The 13,507-nt window shown below is 63.1% G+C and carries 11 protein-coding genes; 7 read left to right on the forward strand and 4 right to left on the reverse strand.

Translation table 11 applies throughout. The features are described from left to right. Positions 1-21 precede the first annotated feature (21 nt). On the forward strand, positions 22-1,212 hold the full coding sequence (locus AC1DZU_RS16560) for a hypothetical protein (protein WP_477286374.1): 1,191 nt from the start codon (positions 22-24) through the stop codon (positions 1,210-1,212). Between the two features lie 114 nt (positions 1,213-1,326). On the opposite strand, the gene aspS is transcribed toward AC1DZU_RS16560, so the two are convergent. From aspS to AC1DZU_RS16575, 3 genes are all read right to left on the reverse strand, one after another. Further along, positions 1,327-3,117, reverse strand: coding sequence for an aspartate--tRNA ligase (gene aspS, locus AC1DZU_RS16565; protein WP_477286494.1), 1,791 nt, complete (start codon positions 3,115-3,117; stop codon positions 1,327-1,329). Positions 3,118-3,283: 166 nt separating this feature from the next. Beyond that, a complete protein-coding gene (locus AC1DZU_RS16570; protein ID WP_477286496.1) occupies positions 3,284-4,564 on the reverse strand; it encodes a D-tagatose-bisphosphate aldolase, class II, non-catalytic subunit in 1,281 nt (426 codons plus the stop codon). Beyond that, positions 4,564-5,550, reverse strand: a complete 987-nt coding sequence (locus AC1DZU_RS16575; protein ID WP_477286376.1) for a tagatose kinase — start codon at positions 5,548-5,550, stop codon at positions 4,564-4,566. The genes AC1DZU_RS16570 and AC1DZU_RS16575 overlap by 1 nt, the downstream gene beginning before the upstream one ends. A 315-nt stretch (positions 5,551-5,865) precedes the next feature. Between AC1DZU_RS16575 and AC1DZU_RS16580 the strand changes: the two genes are divergently transcribed. From AC1DZU_RS16580 to rnd, 6 genes are all read left to right on the forward strand, one after another. Then, entirely contained in the window at positions 5,866-7,179 is a 1,314-nt protein-coding gene (locus tag AC1DZU_RS16580) for an ABC transporter substrate-binding protein (RefSeq protein WP_477286498.1), read from the forward strand. A gap of 225 nt (positions 7,180-7,404) precedes the next feature. After that, on the forward strand, positions 7,405-8,175 hold the full coding sequence (locus tag AC1DZU_RS16585) for an L-iditol 2-dehydrogenase (protein ID WP_477286378.1): 771 nt from the start codon (positions 7,405-7,407) through the stop codon (positions 8,173-8,175). Between the two features lie 52 nt (positions 8,176-8,227). Then, positions 8,228-9,241: a zinc-dependent alcohol dehydrogenase family protein gene (locus AC1DZU_RS16590; RefSeq protein ID WP_477286380.1), complete on the forward strand. Its 1,014-nt coding sequence runs from the start codon at positions 8,228-8,230 to the stop codon at positions 9,239-9,241. Positions 9,242-9,394: 153 nt separating this feature from the next. Continuing rightward, the gene (locus AC1DZU_RS16595; RefSeq protein WP_477286500.1) at positions 9,395-10,402 is read left to right on the forward strand and encodes a LacI family DNA-binding transcriptional regulator; all 1,008 of its coding nucleotides are present in this window, start codon (positions 9,395-9,397) and stop codon (positions 10,400-10,402) included. 146 nt (positions 10,403-10,548) lie between these two features. Next, on the forward strand, positions 10,549-11,793 hold the full coding sequence (locus AC1DZU_RS16600; protein WP_477286382.1) for an MFS transporter: 1,245 nt from the start codon (positions 10,549-10,551) through the stop codon (positions 11,791-11,793). 75 nt (positions 11,794-11,868) lie between these two features. After that, positions 11,869-13,020 carry a ribonuclease D gene (gene rnd, locus AC1DZU_RS16605; RefSeq protein ID WP_477286384.1) on the forward strand — a complete coding sequence of 384 codons (1,152 nt, stop codon included), beginning with the start codon at positions 11,869-11,871 and terminating at the stop codon, positions 13,018-13,020. Positions 13,021-13,075: 55 nt separating this feature from the next. On the opposite strand, the gene AC1DZU_RS16610 is transcribed toward rnd, so the two are convergent. Continuing rightward, positions 13,076-13,495 (reverse strand): MAPEG family protein, encoded by a 420-nt coding sequence (locus AC1DZU_RS16610; RefSeq protein WP_477286386.1) that lies wholly within the window; start codon positions 13,493-13,495, stop codon positions 13,076-13,078. Between the last annotated feature and the right edge of the window lie 12 nt (positions 13,496-13,507).

A 13,507-nucleotide genomic window follows, 5' to 3' on the forward strand; every position in this document is an offset into this window, starting at 1 on the left:
GACACTCTCAGGGACCTTGCGATGACAATCAAACGCTCAATTCTCCAGAAGTTCGCCTTTTCGACCTTTTTGCTCACGCTGCCGCTGAACGCGGCCCTCGCCCAAGACGCAGCGGTCGCCGACCGGCTGAAGGCTGCACTTTCCGCCCAGGGCGTCGACATCTCCTGGACCGGCGTGACCGGCGACAACACCAGCATGGTGCTGCAGGGCGTTGCCATCAAGCCGGCGGCGGAAAAGGAAGCGCTCCCCATCGGCGACGTCAAGCTCGAGGGCGTCACCGAGGCAAATGGCGGCTATGATATCGCCACCGTTTCGACGTCGGCATTCGAACACTCAAAGGACGGCGTCACGCTCAACCTCAGCCCCTTCGTCATCCACGACATGACGGTTCCGGCCGACGGCTCCACCGGTCCGCTGGGCTCGCTGATGATGTACAAGTCGGCCGAACTCTCAAACATCACCGTCAAGGTCGCCGACAAGACCGCCTTCTCGATGGACGGACTTGCCGTCGAGATCACGCCGCCCGCGGACGGCAAGGCGATGGAATTCACCGCCACCACGGAAAAGTTCAATGCCGACCTGACGCTGGTCGACGACCCCAAGTCCAAGGAAGTCATCAACGCGCTCGGCTACCAGAACATCGCGGGCAATCTCGAGATGGCCGGCACCTGGCAGCCCACCGACGGCAAGATGGAACTGTCGAAATACGACATTTCCGTCGAGAACGCCGGCACGCTCGGCATGACCTTCGATCTCGGGGGCTACACGATGGACTTCATCAAGTCCCTGCAGGAAATGCAGAAGAAGATGGCGGCACAGCCCGAAGGCGCCGACAATTCGGCACAAGGCATGGCCATGCTCGGCCTGTTGCAGCAGCTTTCGTTCAACAGCGCCTCGATCCGTTTCGACGACGATTCGCTGACCAACAAGGTGCTGGAATATGTCGGCAAGCAGCAAGGCATGTCGGCCAAGGACATCGCCAACCAGGCCAAGGCGATCGTGCCGTTCGGCATGGCGCAGCTCAACAATCCGGAACTGACGGCGCAAGTCACGGCCGCCGTCGGCAAATATCTCGACGATCCGAAGAGCCTCGAAATCTCGGCCGAACCGCCGGCATCGGTGCCGTTCGCACTGATCATGGCGGGCGCCATGTCCAACCCGCTCGACCTGCCGAAGACGCTCGGCGTCGCCGTCAAGGCCAACGAAGACTGATCGACGCGACCTCAATACGCGAAAAAGCCCGGCAGCGATGCCGGGCTTTTTTGTGGATTGATGAATTGAAAGAACCGGTTCTGGCGGTTCTTTAAAGCATCACCCGAAGCGCGATCAGGCGTCCTTCTTGGGTGCGGCGACGCGCAGCGCCAGTTCGCGAAGCTGCTGCGGGCTTGCTTCCGAAGGCGCGTTCATCAACAAATCGTACGCCTGCTGGTTCATCGGGAACATGGTGATCTCACGCAGGTTCTTCGCGCCGACCAGCAGCATGACGACACGATCGACGCCGGCGGCCATGCCGCCATGCGGCGGCGCGCCGTACTGGAAGGCGCGGTAGAGGCCGCCGAAGCGCTCCTCGACCGTGGCGCGATCCAGCCCGACTGTCTCGAACGCCTTAACCATGGTTTCAGGCAAGTGATTGCGAATACCGCCAGAGGCGATTTCGAAGCCATTGCAGACCATGTCGTACTGGAACGCCTTGATGCCGAGCAGATCCTCGCCATTCAGCGCATCGATACCGCCCTGCGGCATCGAGAACGGGTTGTGGGCGAAGTCGATCTTCTTCTCTTCCTCGTTCCATTCGAAGAACGGGAAATCGACGATCCAGCACAGTTCGAAACGCTCGCGGTCGACGAGGTTCAGCTCCTCGCCGGCGCGGGTGCGTGCGGCACCGGCGAAAGACACGAACTTCTTCGGGTCGCCGGCGACAAAGAAGGCGGCGTCGCCGTCGGCAAGGCCGAGCTGTTGGCGGATCGCCTCTGTGCGCTCCTCGCCGATGTTCTTGGCCAGCGGACCGGCGCCTTCGATCTTGTCACCTTCCTTGCGCCAGAAGATGTAGCCCAGACCCGGCTGGCCCTCGCCTTGCGCCCAGGAGTTCATGCGGTCGCAGAAGGCGCGGCTGCCGCCGGTCTTTGCCGGAATGCCCCACACCTCGGCCTTCGGGTCGTTGGCCAGGATATTGGCGAACACCTTGAAGCCGGAATCGCGGAAGTGATCGGAGACGGCCTGCATCTCGATCGGGTTACGCAGGTCCGGCTTGTCGGAACCGTATTTGCGCATGGCGACATCATAGGGGATGCGCTGGAATTTCTGCGTCACCGGCTTGCCGTTGGCGAAGGTCTCGAAGACCCCGCGCATGACCGGTTCCATGGTCGACAGCACGTCGTCCTGCTCGACGAAGCTCATTTCGAGGTCGAGCTGGTAGAATTCGCCCGGCAGCCGGTCGGCGCGCGGGTCCTCGTCGCGGAAACATGGCGCGATCTGGAAGTAACGGTCGAAGCCCGACACCATGATCAGCTGCTTGTACTGCTGCGGCGCCTGCGGCAGCGCGTAGAAGGTGCCGGGATGGATGCGCGACGGCACCAGGAAGTCGCGCGCGCCTTCCGGCGACGAGGCGGTCAGGATCGGCGTCGAGAATTCGGTGAAGCCGACCTCGCCCATGCGCCTGCGCATTTCGGCGATGATTTTTGTCCGCGCGATGATGTTCTTGTGCAGAGTCTCACGGCGCAGGTCGAGGAAACGGTATTTCAGTCTTATATCCTCGGGATAGTCAGGCTCGCCGAACACCGGCAGCGGCAACTCCTTGGCCGCCGACAGCACCTCGATCTCGCGCGCGAAAATCTCGATCTCGCCGGTCGGCAGGTTGGCGTTCGTGGTCTCGGGCAAGCGCGCCTTGACCTCGCCGTCGACGCGGATGACCCACTCGCCACGCACGGTCTCCGCAACCTTGAAGGCCGGCGAATCCGGATCGGCGACGATCTGGGTCAGGCCATAATTGTCGCGCAGGTCGATGAACAGCAGGCCGCCATGATCGCGCACGCGATGCACCCAGCCAGACAGGCGAACGGTCGAGCCGACGTCGCTCTTCCTCAACTGGGCACAGGTATGGCTGCGGTAACGGTGCATTGTCATTGGTAAGGTCCGGGGTGCTGCGTTGCCGGCCGAAGCATCACAGCCCGGCCTCAAAATTTGCGCGAAAAGCGCATGGGAGGCCGGATTTGTCAAGGCAAGCGGCACCGGGCGTCGTCCGACAGGCGCAGCGAGCTCTTTGGCTGGCGACGGCGCAACGGATTCAGGCGGCGTCGCCACGGCAGGCCGCGTCGTAATCGGCCAGCACCTGGCCGATCGCGGCATGAAGAATAGCCTCGGGATTCCCGGCGGGGCCCAGTTCGGCCGGCACCATCGGCAGGAATTGCTGCATCAGCGTTTCGGGAATGCCGACGCCGTTGAGCACGTCGCGCAGGCGGCTGACGGCAACGCCGGCAGTGGGGTTGCTCCAGTAATAGCGGATGCGGTCGCTGTAGCTGTAGTGCCGCTGGAGGTAGAGGCTCGCGTCACTGCCGTGATAGTGACTGTGCCAATGGCCAGGCGCCGCCAGCATCACGCGCTCCATCGTGCGGGCCAGCGACCTGTCCCCATAATCGGCGACCATTTCAGACGCGATCATGTCGAGCCCGTAAAGCGCCTCGCGCAAGGCGAATGTCAGGCCCGGGCCGACCTTGAGGATGGGAAAGCCGTTGCCGACAAGTGCCGTCAGCGCCGCGCGGCTCTGATAGTCGGTGGAATGCGCCTCGTAGACGAGCGACAGTTCCTCATCAAGCAGTCCAGTAAGCGCCTTCGACGCCTCCGGCCTGTAGGCGACGACGTTCTGGCTGCCGAATTCGACACCCGGCTGCACGACCACGGCGATGGCGCGGCCAAACGCTTCGGCCAGGCCTTCCCGGGCAAAGATCTGGCGATGCACGTCGATCGTGCGGCGCGCCGCCGCCGCTTCGGTGGGCTTCAGGTCGCTGATCGTGTGATCGACGCCGCCGGGGGCGGGAACCTCGGTGCCGATGATGTAGACCGGCAATGCACCACCGCGCGCGCGCGCCGCCTTTTCTGCGGCCTTGGCCAACCGAGCCGCCCGCATGGCGATCGTCTCGTCGTCCAAGGCAGCCGGCTCGCCGGCGCATCCCATCGACGCGTCAAGATGAATCTTGCTGAAGCCGGCCCAGACATAGGCGGTGACCATGGCTTCGGCCTTGCTCATCGCCTGTGCGGCCGGCTCGGCACGCCACGGGTTCGGTCCAAGATGGTCACCGCCGAAGGTGATGCGTGAGGCCTCGAGACCTTCCCTGCTGGCGATCTCCTGCACGAAGGCGATGAACAGGTCCGGGGTCATCCCGGTGTAGCCGCCGAACTGGTTGACCTGGTTGCAGGTTGCCTCGATCAGCAGCGTGGTTCCCTTGTCCCGGACGGCGCGCCTTAAGGCCGTCTGGATCACCAGTGGATGGGCCGAGCAGATCGAGGTGATGCCGTAAGGCGATCCGTTTCTGCGGGCGGCGGCGAGGCCTGCAAGGGGGTTGGCCATCATGTCGCCCTCTGTGTCCCGGCGATGAAACCGTCAAGCACATCGAAGCCGGTGACCCCTTCCATGGGCCCGCGCCGCGTGACGTTGCGGGCGCCGGCGGCATTGGCATAGAACAGCGCTTTGCCGGGCTCCATCCCCTGGCGCCGGCAGGTCAGGTAGGTCGCGCCGAAACAGTCGCCGGCTCCGGTCGGGTCCACTTCCTCCACCAGGAAGCCGGCGCAGTCGATCCTGCTGCCATCGGCGGCGAACCGGGACGAGCCGACCGCCCCTCGCTTCAGCACGATCTCGCCAACGCCCCTGGCGATCAACGCCTTCACCGCCTGGCATTCATCCTCGACGCCTGCCGCGGTGAGCAACTCTTCGCCGGAGGGAAGCAGCAGATCGGCATCGTCGACCAGGGCTGAAAATTGCGTGCCGTCGGCGCCGTCGATCAGTTCCTTGCGCACATTCGGATCGAAGGAGGTCGAGCCGCCGCGGGCGCGCACCGCCTTGGTGGCATAGGCAACGATGTCCCTCAACCCGGCCACGGACAAAGTGGATCCCATGACATGCAGGTGGCCGGCCCTGTCCGCCAGTTGGCGCGCCTCAGGCGTGAGGCGGATTTGCCCGGCGGCGGATTCGGCGATGTTGTAGACGAAGTCGCGACCGCCATCGGGCCTGTAGCGAACGAAGGCGCTACCCGTCGGGTAGCGGTCGCTGACGGCGACGGCGGACACGTCGACGCCGTCGCCCCGAAGCCTTTCCAGATTGATCGTGCCAAAATCGTCGCGACCGACGCAGCCGATCAGCCCGGCGCTGCCGCCCAGCCTTGCGACCTGGTCGATGAAGATGGCCGGAGCACCGCTCGGGTAAGGGCCGACCAGCGTTAGCGGTTCGAGGAACCCCAGACCCCGGTCCGTCGCCATGATCTCAACCAGGATTTCGCCGGCGGCAATCGTCGGACCCACGGATTCGGACGCGATCTCCCTTCGGCGGGAAAGGCTCATTCCTGTAATTCCTTCTCTCCCCAGCCGGAGCGGACGCGGATCGTGTCGGCGTGCGGGTGTACGACAGCTCCTGACTGTAGCCGAGGTAATTCGCGTCGAGAGCGAAGTCAATACAAACTGCACGCACGTTCACGTTTTTTGCTACGCACGCGGCTTTCCCCATGCCTCAAATGGCGAGCGGCTATGCGCCAAACACGGGCCAATCGCCAAATATCAAGCCCTATGCAGCTTGACTTGGATGTTTTCAAGCGCAATAAAATATATACGCATGTTCACTTACACATGCGCATTCGTAAAGGAGGAGACGAAATGCCAATTGGTAAGCGTACTGGAATTCTCGCTGCGTCGGTCACCGCTTGCGCACTGACGGCGGGTGCCGCCTTGGCCACGGAGATCACGGTTGCGACGGTCAACAATGGCGACATGATCATCATGCAGAAGCTGTCGCCGGAATGGGAGAAGGCGACAGGAAACAAGGTCAACTGGGTGGTGCTCGAGGAGAACGTCCTGCGCGAGCGGGTCACCACCGACATCGCCACCAAGGGTGGCCAGTTCGATGTCCTGACCATCGGCGGCTATGAGACGCCGATCTGGGGCAAGAGCGGCTGGCTGACATCGCTCAACGATCTTGGCGACGACTATGACTATGACGATCTCATCGCGCCGGTGCGCAGCGGCCTGACGGTCGACGGCAAGCTGTATGCCGTGCCCTTCTACGCCGAAAGCTCATTCACGCTCTACCGCAAGGATCTGTTCGACGCCGCCGGCCTGAAGATGCCGGAGCAGCCCACCTATGACCAGATCACCGAATTCGCCGACAAACTCACCGACAAGTCGAAGGAGCAATACGGCCTGTGCCTGCGCGGCAAGCCGGGCTGGGGCGAAAACATGGCCTTTGTCGGCACGCTGGTGAACACGTTCGGCGGCCGCTGGTTCGACATGGACTGGAAGCCGCAGATCAATTCGGATGCGTGGAAGAAGGCGATCGGCTGGTATGTCGACACGATGAAGAAGGATGGACCTCCGGGAATAAGCTCCAACGGCTTTAACGAGAACCAGACCTTGTTCGCCTCCGGCCACTGCGCCATGTGGATCGACGCCACGTCGGCGGCGGGTCGTGTCTATGATCCGAAGCAGAGCAAGGTTGCCGACAAGGTCGCCTTCGCCAAGGCGCCGGTGGCGGTCACGCCCAACGGTTCGGCCTGGGGTTGGGCTTGGAGCCTGGCCATCCCGGCGAGTTCCACCAAGGCGGACGCCGCGAAGTCGTTCGTGAAATGGGCGACCTCGAAAGCCTACGTCCAGCGCGTCGGCGAGACCGAAGGCTGGGTCGCGGCACCTCCGGGAACGCGCAAATCCACCTATGCCAGCCCGGACTACCAGAAAGCAGCCCCCTTCGCCGCAACGGTGCTTTCGGCGATCGAATCCGCCGATCCGACCAAGCAGACCAAGGATCCGGTTCCCTATACCGGCATCCAGTTCGTCGCCATCCCCGAATTCCAGGGCATCGGAACAGAGGTCGGCCAGGCGATCGCCGCCGCGGTCACCGGTCAGCAGTCGGTCGACGATGTGCTCAATGGCGCCCAGACCGCCGTGGAGAAGACGATGACGGAGGCAGGCTACATCAAATAGCTGCGTTCAAGCCAGGGATGGCGTGTGTGCCGTCCCTGGCAATCCGGGCCTGAAAAGACCTCCCGTTGCAGCAGGCTTGGAGGATGCACGGATCCGCCACAGCGGGTCCGTGCGTTTCTCGGCAGGCGTCTGGGATCGGACGGGGCCACGTCTCCCAGGACGTCCCGCCGGTCGTCGAGCGGCCGCCCCGATGCCGTTAAAAAACTCACGGAATTGGAATTGGACATGAAACTGCACAACAAGATTGCCCTCATAACAGGTGGTGCGCGCGGCATTGGCCTGGGTTTCGCGCAAGCCTATGTGCGCGAAGGCGCCAAGGTGGTGATTGCCGATATCGACATCGAGCGGGCCACGCGGGCGGCCGCCGCGATCGGTGCGGCGGCCAGAGCCATCCAGCTTGACGTCACCGACCTCGGTGCGATCGACAGGGTCGTGGCGGAGGTCGACCGCGATTTCGGCGGCATCGATATCCTCGTCAACAACGCGGCCATCTTCGACATGGCGCCGATAACCGACATTACCGAAGCGAGCTATGACAGGGTGTTCGCCATCAATCTCAAGGCGCCGCTGTTCATGATGAAGGCCGTGGCCAATGTGATGATCGCGCGCGGCCGCGGCGGCAAGATCATCAACATGGCGAGCCAGGCCGGTCGCCGCGGCGAAGCGCTGGTGACGCTCTACTGCGCCTCCAAGGCAGCCATCATTTCGGCCACGCAGTCGGCGGCGCTGGCGCTGGTCAAACACGGCATCAATGTCAACGCGATTGCACCCGGCGTCGTCGACGGCGAGCACTGGGATGTTGTCGATGCGCACTTCGCCCGCTGGGAAGGCCTGAAGCCAGGCGAGAAGAAGGCGGCCGTGGCCAGATCGGTTCCGATCGGCCGCTTCGGGCAGCCCGAGGATATTGCGGGGCTTGCCGTGTTCCTGGCCTCGCCCGACAGCGACTACATCCTTGCGCAGACCTACAATGTCGACGGTGGCAACTGGATGAGCTGACGCGTCCGAGTCGCGTCATCCGGGATAAGGTCGTCCAAGCAGGGAGACTCACATGAAGGCCATCCGATTTACCGCCGCAGGCGTTGCCGGCATGGCAGAGCTTGAGATGCCCGCGATCAAACCGGGGCACGCGCTGGTACGGGTCCGCGCGGCCGGCCTTTGCCATACCGACATCGAGGTGCTGCATGGCCGCTACGGCGAAGGCGCGTTTCCACTGGTCCCCGGCCACGAATATGCGGGCACCGTCGAGGCGGTCGCCAGCGATGTCACCACCGTCAAGCCGGGCGATCGGGTCGCTGTCGATCCCAACATCCCGTGCGGGCACTGCCCCGCCTGCAGGAAGGGCCTGACCAATCTGTGCGCCAGCCTGAAAGCCTATGGCGTGACCGAGAATGGCGGCTTCGCCGAATTCAGCATGGTTGCCGTCGACCATCTGCATGGCATCGGCGATCTCGGTTTCGCCACGGCGGCACTCGCCGAGCCGCTCGCCTGTGTCCTCAATGGCCTCGGTGCCGCCGGGCTCGTGACCGGCAACACCACGCCCGGCACCGCGCTGGTCTTCGGCGCCGGGCCGATCGGCCTGCTGCTTGCCCTCTCGCTCAGGGCCAAGGGCGTCAAGAGCGTGGCGGTCGCCGATATCAGCGAACAGCGCCTCGCCTTCGCCGAGGCGCTCGGACTGGAGCCGCTGGTGTCCGGATCGGAGGCGCTGTCGGCGCGGGCGCGGAGCTTCGATTTCGTCGCCGACGCCACCGGCGTCGCCAAGGTGGTCGAAGGCATGATCGGTTTCACCGCCGATGGCGGCACCGCGCTCATCTTCGGTGTCTGCGCACCCGATGCCAGGATCTCTGTCGCCCCGTTCGAGATTTTCCGCCGGCAGATCAGATTGGCGGGGTCGCATTCGCTGAACCGGAACATCCCGCAGGCGCTCGACATTCTCAGCCGAGACGACGGCACGATGGCGCGACTTGTCAGCCACCAGCTGCCGCTTTCCGAACTGTTACCGTTCTTCGCCAAAGCCAGCGGCGACCCAACGACGATGAAAGTACAGTTTTCCTCCGAGCCGTAATTTCAAACAGTACAGCCGCGCCCATCGACCACAGGTGGTCTCCCGCGCTCGGAAAGAACATCCTGCCTCCTTTCCGCGAAAAGGTGACTCAAGTAGACAGTGGCGACGGCAGTTCGAGCAGGGAGCCAGTGAATGGCCAAGACGATCAGGACGATGGAGGACTTCTCGGCCTTTGTCGGCTTGTCCCGCACGACGGTATCCAAATATTTCAACGACCCCAGTTCGGTACGGAAAAACACTCGAAACGTGATCGAGGCCGCGCAAAGGAAGTCCGGCTTTCGGCCGAGCATGTTCGCGGTCAATCTCAATCGCCGGCGCAGCAACATTCTCGGCGTCATCATTCCGAATTCGACGGATCCGTTCTACATGGCGCTGACGCGTCGCATTGAAACGATCGCCAACGAGGCCGGTTTCCTGGCGTTTGTGCTGTCTTCCGACGGACGCGCCGAAATGGAAGACCAGGCGATCCAGACGTTCAAGTCGATGAACATTGCCGGCGCCATCATTGCGCCGCTCGGCGTGCAGTCCCATCACCGGATCCTGGCCGAACTCGGATCGAGCATCCCGCTGATCTATGTCGATTCGCCGCTCGACGAGACCTCGTCGTTCGTCGGCACCGACAACAGGCAGAGTTTCAGGCTCATCGTCGACTATCTCTGCAGGTCCGGCGAGCCCCCCTGCTACTTCGCCATGCCGCTGGTCAACAACAACGCCCAGGCCAGACAGGTCGCCTATGTCGAGGCCATGCAGCAGTTCAAAATGACACCCGAAATCGTGCCCGTCGTCGACGTGCGGTCATGGGATTTCGAGAAATTCGGCTTTGACGAAGCGCTTCGTATCCTCAAGGGGCAAGGTTTTCCGACCAGGACCGTGCTTTGCGCCAACGACCGTGTGGCCTTCGGCGTGATCGCGGCCGCCTATCAGTTGGGCCTGAAGGTGGGACATGGGGCGGATTGCGACATGCGGGTTGCGGGACACGACGACCATCCCCTATCACGCTACGCCTGCCCGCCGATCACGACGGTAGCGCAGAACTACAACGAGATCGGCCGCCTGGCCATCGAACTTCTGCTGGAGAGGCTGGATGAAAAATCCTCGGCCAAACCAGACGGCGGGCGTATCCTGCTCAACGCGGAACTGATGCTGCGAAGCTCGGCTTGAGCAGGCACCGGCTGAACGCCAAGGGCCGATGATCTTCCTTTTTTGCAACCCGGTTATCCGCGTGGATGAGCTCCGCTGGAATTGCCGCTGGCATTGAAGGAAGCGATGGTTCAAGAAGGTTCAACGACAAGCGGTTGTTTTCCTTCATGTCCTCCATCCGCCCGCTGATCCCGCTTCTGCTCGCCGCCGGCATCCTGCTTGGCGGCAATGGGCTGCAGAGCACGCTGATCGCGCTGCGCGGCGCGCAGGAAGGGTTTTCCGCCTCCGATATCGGCCTGATGGGCACCTTCTATTTCGCCGGCTTCCTGCTCGGCTGCCTGGCCATCACCCGCATCTTGAAGGCGGTCGGCCATATCAGGGCCTTTTCGGCACTGGCGGCAATCGCCTCGGTCGGCACCCTGATGCTGGTGCTGGTTCTCGATCCGGTAATGTGGTGCGCGGTGCGCTTTGCCGGCGGCTTCTGCTTTGCCGGACTGTTCACCATCGTCGAAAGCTGGTTGAATTCCGGGGTCAGCAATCACGACCGGGCGCGCGTGCTGGCGATCTACAGGATGGTCGACACCGGTTCGGTGACCGGCGCCCAGTTCCTGATCCCGGTCTTCGGCGCCGGCGGCTTCACCATCTTCGCCATCATGTCGATCATGATCACGCTCTCGCTGGTGCCGGTCTCGCTCGGCGACCGCTCCAACCCGACGCCGCCCGAGGACGTCAAACTCGACCTGGCGCGTGTCTGGCGGATTTCGCCGCTGGGCTGCTTCGGCTGCATGGCCGTAGGTGTCACCAACAGCGCCTTTCGCACATTGTCGCCGGTCTATGCCGAACAGATCGGCATGTCGGTTGCCGATGTCGTCACCTTCGTCAGCGTCGGCATCTTCGGCGGCGCCATCATCCAATATCCGCTCGGCTACCTCTCCGACCGATGGGACCGGCGCCGGGTGCTGTTGATGACCACCTGCTGCGCGATGCTTTCAGCACTGGCGCTGGTGTTCATCGCCGGCAGCAATCCGCTGCTCAACTTCGTCATCATCTTCATCTTCGGCTGTTTCGCCATGCCGCTCTATTCGCTGTCGGCGGCGCATTCCAACGACCGCGCCGACACTGGCGAGTTCGTGCTGATCAACGCCGCCTTGATGTTGTTTTATTCCTTCGGCGCCATTGGCGGACCGTTCGCCGCTTCGACGGCGATGCAGTATTTCGGACCGAGCGCGCTGTTCGTGTTCAGCGCCGTCGTCTATGCGATCTTCATCGCCGTCATCCTCTACCGGATGCAGGCTCGTTCTGGCGTGCCGGCAGGCAAGCGCAGCCGGTTCACCGCGTTGTTGCGCACATCGACGATTTTCGCGCGGCTGGCCAGAAGAAACGGCGATTCCGATGGGCCGGGAAGCCCATGACGATGGCGCCAAAGCTTGACGAAAGCGCTTCCGGCTGAAATCTAGGAAGACCTTACTCCTGTCAAAAGCGATTTGATGCACGTCATCACCACCCAGAAAGAACTCGAGACCGTTCTCGCCGCTTTCGAAAAGTCGGATTTCGTCACCGTCGACACCGAATTCATTCGAGAAACGACCTTTTGGCCGATCCTGTGCCTGATCCAGATGGCCTCACCCGGCGTGACGGCGCTGATCGACCCGCTGTCGCCCGAGATCGACCTGACGCCGTTCTTCAAGCTGATGGCCAATGAGGCGGTGGTCAAAGTCTTCCACGCCGCAAGACAGGACATCGAAATCATCGTCCATCTCGGCGATCTCGTTCCGCATCCGGTGTTCGACACCCAAGTCGCGGCGATGGTCTGCGGCTTCGGCGACAGTGTTTCCTACGATCAGCTCGTGCAGCGGATCACCGGCGCGCGACTCGACAAGTCATCGCGCTTCACCGACTGGCGCCACCGGCCGCTTTCCGACAAGCAGCTCGACTATGCGCTGGCCGACGTCACCCATCTGATCGAGGTTTACCAGCACCTCAGCGCCGAGCTGGTGCGGGAGAACCGGGCTCACTGGCTGAACGAGGAGATGGATGTCCTGACCTCGCGCGAGACCTATGATCCGCATCCCGAGGACGCCTGGAAGCGGTTGAAGATGCGGCTGCGCAAACCGCAGGAACTGGCGATCGTGCAGGCCGTGGCCGCATGGCGCGAACGCGAGGCGCGCGAACGCGACGTACCGCGCGGCCGCGTGCTCAAGGACGACGCGATCTACGAGGTGGCGCAGCAGGCACCGCGCGACGCGGCAGCCCTCGGCAAGCTGCGCACGACGCCGAAAGGCTGGGAGCGTTCCTCGACGGCGACGGCCCTGCTAGGTGCGGTCAACGCCGCGCTTGCCTTGCCCAAGGAGCAGATGCCGAAGCTGCCGAAGAACTTCCAGCCGCCCGAAGGCTCGAGCGCGGCCGCGGAACTGTTGAAAGTGCTGCTCAGGATCGTCGCCGAAAAGGAAGGTGTCGCCTCGAAAGTGCTGGCCTCCAGCGACGACATCGACCGCATCGCGGCCGAGGGCGAGGAGGCCGACGTGCCCGCCCTGCAAGGCTGGCGGCGGGCGGTGTTCGGCGAGGCCGCGCTGAAGCTGGTGCGCGGCGAGATCGGCTTCAAGTTCGACAAGCGCAAGATCGCGGTTTTCGACCTCTAGGCGCTTACCCGCTTCGCTTTGCGGCGACCCTCCCGCACAGGAGGTAAGCAGATGCTTACACGGCTCCGAGCAGATGCAGTGCAAACCAGATCCAGGCGAGCGCCAGCACGGTAGCACCGAGGAAGAAAGAGCGGCTGCGCAGCCGCAGATTGTTGCTGGTCAGGTGGACCCAGGCGTGGAAATAGCGCGACGCGACAAAAATCCACATCAGCGCCAGGGTCAGGAAGTTGACGCCGTTGGTCACGTGCAGCGTCAGGCACAGCACGTAGAACAGCACCGGCAATTCGAACTGGTTGATGAGATTGCTGGCAACGGTGATGCTGGAGGCCGGCTCGGTCGAGCGTACCTTGTACTGACCGGCCTTGGCTTCACCTGACCTGACCGCGCCGTATCTGCGGTGACCCAGGACGATGTAGACGATGTAGATCAGCAGCACCTGCGCCAGCATCGGCCAGAAGATCGTGGTCTGGTTCATGAACTGCACTGC

It is taken from the genome of Mesorhizobium sp. P2_A12 (assembly GCF_056405075.1).

Coding starts and splice junctions, on each gene's coding strand:
- AC1DZU_RS16560 (WP_477286374.1), top strand. CDS start 22: ATGACAATCAAACGCTCAATTCTCCAGAAGTTCGCCTTTTCGACCTTT.
- aspS (WP_477286494.1), bottom strand. CDS start 3,117: ATGCACCGTTACCGCAGCCATACCTGTGCCCAGTTGAGGAAGAGCGAC.
- AC1DZU_RS16570 (WP_477286496.1), bottom strand. CDS start 4,564: ATGGCCAACCCCCTTGCAGGCCTCGCCGCCGCCCGCAGAAACGGATCG.
- AC1DZU_RS16575 (WP_477286376.1), bottom strand. CDS start 5,550: ATGAGCCTTTCCCGCCGAAGGGAGATCGCGTCCGAATCCGTGGGTCCG.
- AC1DZU_RS16585 (WP_477286378.1), top strand. CDS start 7,405: ATGAAACTGCACAACAAGATTGCCCTCATAACAGGTGGTGCGCGCGGC.
- AC1DZU_RS16590 (WP_477286380.1), top strand. CDS start 8,228: ATGAAGGCCATCCGATTTACCGCCGCAGGCGTTGCCGGCATGGCAGAG.
- AC1DZU_RS16595 (WP_477286500.1), top strand. CDS start 9,395: ATGGAGGACTTCTCGGCCTTTGTCGGCTTGTCCCGCACGACGGTATCC.
- AC1DZU_RS16600 (WP_477286382.1), top strand. CDS start 10,549: ATGTCCTCCATCCGCCCGCTGATCCCGCTTCTGCTCGCCGCCGGCATC.
- rnd (WP_477286384.1), top strand. CDS start 11,869: ATGCACGTCATCACCACCCAGAAAGAACTCGAGACCGTTCTCGCCGCT.
- AC1DZU_RS16610 (WP_477286386.1), bottom strand. CDS start 13,495: ATGAACCAGACCACGATCTTCTGGCCGATGCTGGCGCAGGTGCTGCTG.